Raw genomic sequence first — 2993 nt, forward strand, 5'->3', positions numbered from 1 at the left:
ACCCGCAAGGCCGGCGTCGCGGTTGCGGACGACCCCCAGGTACGCGCCCTGCTGGAGCCCCGCCCCGCCCCGCCCCGCCCCGCCCCGCCCCGCCCCCGCGATCTTGCGCTTTGTGTTGTCACTACGCGGCTTTTGCGTGGTATGCGAGGACACAAAGTGCAAGATCGACGCGGAAGTTCGGGGCGGGGAGGGCAGGGCGGGGAGGGCAGGGCGGGGAGGGCAGGGCGGGGAGGGAGGGCGGGGCGGGGCGGTTAGACCGCGGCTAGGACGGCGGCTTCCAGGCGGGCCCGGGTGGCGTCGTCCGGCCAACCGCCCACCAGGTAGAAGGCGTCGACCACGTCGGCGCCGAGGGTGGAGATGCGGGCCGCCCGCACCAGAGCGCCGGCCTCGTCGAGAGCGCAGGTGACCCGGTAGAGCAGCCCGGCGGCGTCGGCCGCACGCAGTTCCAGCAGTACGGCGTCAGTGGCCGCCTCGCGGTGCCAGACCACTCGTGGAGCCGCGCCGCCGCCACGGCTGGCGAGCGCACGGCCCCGCAGCCGTTGGGTGACCGACACGTCGCCGGCGACCGCCCGACGCAGGTCGGCGCGGAGCGGGACCGGGTCCGGCGGAAGGCCGTAGCGGGGCTGCACCCGGCACTCGACCAGGGCCCGGCCGTCGACGGCGGAGGCGTCCGCGGAGATCACCTCCAGCCGGTGCAGGGCCAGGCAGCCGGCCACAGTGCCGAGCAGACCCCGTCGGTCGGCCGCCGCGACCGACACCCGGTCGCCGGTCAGGTGGACGACCGGCAGGGGCCCGGCCAGCAACTCCGGGTCCGGGGCGGGTGGCTCGGGGAGTACGCCGGTGTCCAGCGCGGTGCGGACCCGGGCGACCAACTCGGCGACGAGTCGGCCCTTCCAGTCGGACCAGGCCGCCGGCCCGGTCGCCGCCGCGTCGGCGCGGACCAACGCGTGCAGCACGTCGAGGGTGCCGGTGTCCCCGACCGCCTCGGCCACCGAGGCGATGGTGACCGGGTCGCTCAGGTCCCGGCGGGTGGCCACGTCGGGCAGCAGCAGGTGCAGCCGGACCAGCTTCCCGATCAGCTCGACCTCGGCGGTGGGCAGACCGACCCTGGTGGCAACCGCCTGGGCAACCGGCACGCCGACGGTGCTGTGGTCACCGGGGAGTCCCTTGCCGATGTCGTGCAGGAGAGCGCCGAGGAGCAGCAGGTCCGGGCGCTCCACCTCGCGGGCGTGCCGGCTGGCCTCGTGCGCGGTCTGCACGAGGTGCCGGTCGAGGGTGAAGCGGTGCACCGGGTTGTGCTGGGGCAGGCTGCGCAGCCGGGTCCACTCGGGCAGCCAGCCGTCGACCAGCCCGTACCGGTCGCAGGTCTCCCAGGCCGGCACCAGGCCGGGACCGGCGCCCAGCAGGGTGATCAGCGCGGCCCGGGCCTCGGCCGGCCAGGGGGCCGGCAGGGGCGGACAGTACGCCGCCAGCCACTCGCACGTGGCGCGCGCGATGGGGATTCGGGTCGTGGCCGACGCTGCGGCCACCCGCAGCGAGAGGCTCGGGTCGGGGCGTGCCCCGATCGCCGTGCGGGCGAGCACCAGCTCGCCGTCGTGTTCGACCACGTCACGGGCGACCGGGCGGCGGGCCGGACGGCCGTTGCCGCCGCGGGAACGGCCGGAGCGCAGCCGGTCGGCGGCCCGGAAGGCGTCGTCCAGGGCGTGGCTGACAGTGCGGGCGTCACCGGCGACCCGACGCAGCAGCGCGTCACCGTCGTGCACCACGGCTCCCGGCCGCCCCTCGGCGTCGGACGCGCCGGGCTGGAGTTGTCGCAGGCCGAGCAGGTTGGCCACTCCGTCGCGCTCCTGGGCGACCAGCCGGTCGACCCGTCGGCCGACCTGCTGGTGCAGCGCGTCGCGGGTGTCCAACAGGCGCAGGTGAGCGGCGCGTACGGCAGGACGCAGCGCGTCGGTGATGCCGGCGGCGGAGATCGCCCGCAGCAGCCCCACGTCGCGCAGACCGCCGGCGGCTTCCTTGAGGTCGCCCTCCAGCAGGAACGCCAGCTCACCGTGGGCCTGCCAACGAGCCTCGGTGACCTCGCGCAGGCCGGCGAGGTGCCGGACGGCGGTACGCCGCCAGTGATCGGCGGCGGTGCGGATCAGCGCGTCGGCCAGCGCCTGGTCCCCCACGATCAACCGGGCGTCGAGCAGCCCGAGGGCTACCTTGACGTCGTCCTGGGCCACCGAGAGCGCCTCGGCGACGGTGCGTACGGAATGGTCGAGCCGCAGGCCCGCGTCCCAGATCGGGTACCAGACCGAGGCGGCCAACTCGTCTGTGCCGGGCACCCCGGCGTGCACCAGCACCAGGTCGAGGTCGCTGTACGGGGCACACTGCCGCCGACCCAGGCCCCCGACGGCCAGCAGTGCCACCCCGTCCCGCGGCGGCAGCAACCCCCGCAGGAACGAGTCGTAGGCGGCGGCCCGCCCCCGCCGGGCCGCTTCCCCGATCCCCCCGGGAACGCCGACGACCTCGTTGATCAAGAGGTTCGCGTCGCCGTCATCGGCGGGTCCTGACGCGTTCTTCTTGATCAACGAGGTCATGTCAGTCGTGGCCGCGTCAGAGTGCGTCGAGGCCGCGTTCGCCGGTACGTACCCGGACGACCTCTTCGACACCGGTGACCCAGACCTTGCCGTCACCGATCTTGCCCGTCCGGGCCGCTCCGACGATGGCGTCCACCACCTTGTCGACGTCGATTTCGTCGGTGAGCACCTCGACCCGGATCTTGGGCAGGAACTCGACCGTGTACTCGGCACCCCGGTAGACCTCGGTGTGCCCCTTCTGCCGTCCGTACCCCTGAACCTCGCTGACGGTCAGCCCGGCCACCCCGAGGGCGTGCAGGGCCTCCTTCACCGCGTCCAGTTGGTACGGCTTGATGACTGCGGTCACCAGCTTCATGTCCAACCCCTCCATCCCAGGAACGTTACGAGGGCGTACGCGCCGACGTCGTCGCG

General features: G+C 74.4%; 2 protein-coding genes. Both read right to left on the reverse strand.

Going from position 1 to position 2993, the window contains the following annotated elements:
* Nucleotides 1-251: 251 nt before the first annotated feature.
* Nucleotides 252-2582 carry a [protein-PII] uridylyltransferase gene (locus tag ABZ749_RS32860; RefSeq protein WP_357234753.1) on the reverse strand — a complete coding sequence of 777 codons (2331 nt, stop codon included), beginning with the start codon at nucleotides 2580-2582 and terminating at the stop codon, nucleotides 252-254.
* Nucleotides 2583-2598: 16 nt separating this feature from the next.
* Entirely contained in the window at nucleotides 2599-2937 is a 339-nt protein-coding gene (locus tag ABZ749_RS32865) for a P-II family nitrogen regulator (protein ID WP_172862163.1), read from the reverse strand.
* Nucleotides 2938-2993 lie beyond the last annotated feature (56 nt).

The sequence above is a fragment of the Micromonospora sp. NPDC047753 genome (genome assembly GCF_040642735.1).
Taxonomy (GTDB): Bacteria; Actinomycetota; Actinomycetes; order Mycobacteriales; family Micromonosporaceae; genus Micromonospora.